The organism is Vagococcus allomyrinae (assembly GCF_017829975.1).
Lineage (GTDB): Bacteria > Bacillota > Bacilli > Lactobacillales > Vagococcaceae > Vagococcus_D > Vagococcus_D allomyrinae.
Map to the genome: position 1 here is coordinate 1 of NZ_JAEEGA010000040.1, position 1,809 is coordinate 1,809.

The 1,809-nt window shown below is 45.4% G+C and carries 2 protein-coding genes; both read right to left on the bottom strand.

The genetic code is table 11. The annotated features are described in order from the left end of the window. On the bottom strand, positions 1-1,155 hold a 1,155-nt coding region (locus tag I6N95_RS26850), incomplete at its 3' end, for a nucleotide sugar dehydrogenase (RefSeq protein ID WP_209533245.1). A gap of 261 nt (positions 1,156-1,416) precedes the next feature. Then, a partial coding sequence (locus I6N95_RS26855) for a recombinase family protein (protein WP_209533246.1) occupies positions 1,417-1,809 on the bottom strand: 393 nt, incomplete at its 5' end.

A 1,809-nucleotide genomic window follows, 5' to 3' on the forward strand; every position in this document is an offset into this window, starting at 1 on the left:
CGGGGAAACAGGCAGTTGCTGCCCCTTAACAGACAAACTTGAAACATGGGAATCAAACAGACTGACCTTGGACCCATGATTGAGCAATATGTTGACTAACTCAGGCGCGGCCGACATGCGAGTATCAGAAATATTCTTTTTATACGTAACCCCGAGCACCCCAATCCTAGCACCAGAAATTGACAGGCCCTCTTCCGTTAAGGCCGTCAGCAATTTGACCATTAGAAAATCCAGCATGGAGGCATCAATTTTGGCGGCCGTATTAATGAGTGGGGTGGAGAGTTGTTGCTGGGCCATGTACCACTGCAAGTAAAAAGGGTCAACGCCAATGCAGTGGCCCCCGATCTTAACCGCTGGATCGAAGCGCATAAACCCAAAGGGCTTGGTAGCTGCCGCTGTCAAGACCTCATCGATGGCAATGTTCAGCTGATGGCACAGTTTACTAAGCTCATCTGCCAAAGCAATATTGACGAAGCGAAAGGTGTTTTCATACAGCTTGGCCATTTCAGCTACCTCAGGTGAGGAGACCGCAACGGCCATGTCACCAATAACGGCCATTGCCAGTGAGGTACAAGTCTCAGTTACCCCGCCGACTAACTTCGGCGTATTATCAAAATTAAACTGCTGATTCCCCGGATCGACTCGTTCTGGCGAAAAAGCAATAAAAATATCCTTTCCAGGTGTTAAGCCTTTTTCAAGCAGCGGCGTAACCAAATGCTCAAGAGTGGTGGTGGGGTAACTGGTACTTTCAAGAATGATCAGCTGCCCCTGACGAACATGAGCGATGACTTGAGAAGCAGCGCTTTTTAGAGCAGTCAAATCAGGCTGTTGCTGGGCATCGATCGGGGTAGGAACGTCAATAAAAATAACATCAAGAGCGGGTAATAACTCAAAAGTGGTGGCGACCTGATTGTTAGCCAAGTAGGTCGCCACATCTTGATCAGCCACGTCATCAATGTAACTGTCACCAGACAAAAGTTGGGCGATTCGCTCTTGGTTAATGTCAATACCCAGCACTGAAAAACCTTTTTGTCCGTAGTGCAAAGCGTGGGGCAAGCCGACATAGCCTAAGCCGATAACGCCGATCTTGGCTTCTTTAGTCGCAATTTTCTCCCTCAATAAGTTAGCGGGAGTGGTTAAGTGTAAGTGTGTCATCTGAATAGAAAACCTTCTTTCTTTTTTTGTGGATCGAATGGAATAAATAACGCTGTTCGTTTAGTTAACTATACGAACCGGACTTAAAAAAATAGATTCGAATACATCAAGCCGTACACGAATCTAGTTGCAACGTTCAAATTTTCACTAGAACAATCATACAACAGAACGCTTTAAAAAAATTTTATTGTTTTGTCACGATTCTTGACAAAAATATTATAAGGTGCTATTTATAAACAGGTTGTTGTTGAACCTATAAGACTAACCGCGAAGTTCAATCCGTCTTTTAGATAAATGGCGGTAAAGGGTCGGAGCGGTGATGTGGCATTGAGTCACGATTTGTTGAATTTGGGCATTGGTGGTTTGATACAAGTGAATCGCCTTTTCAATATTGGCCGTCTTACAAGGTCGTCCCAGCTGTACCCCCTTTTCTTTAGCTGTCACAAGCCCTTTTAGGATTCGTTCACGACCCAACGAGGCTTCCATGTCGCCGATTTCCGCCATCAAGGGAAACAGCCATTGCCCTTCAGTGGTTCGGGTGTCAAGTTGATCGTCGATGCTGACGAGCTGAATGCCTTGGCGATTAAAATAATCCAGCAAGGTTAAGAGGTGAGTAGGACTGACACCTAACCGATTGAGTTTTAAAATTAAGAC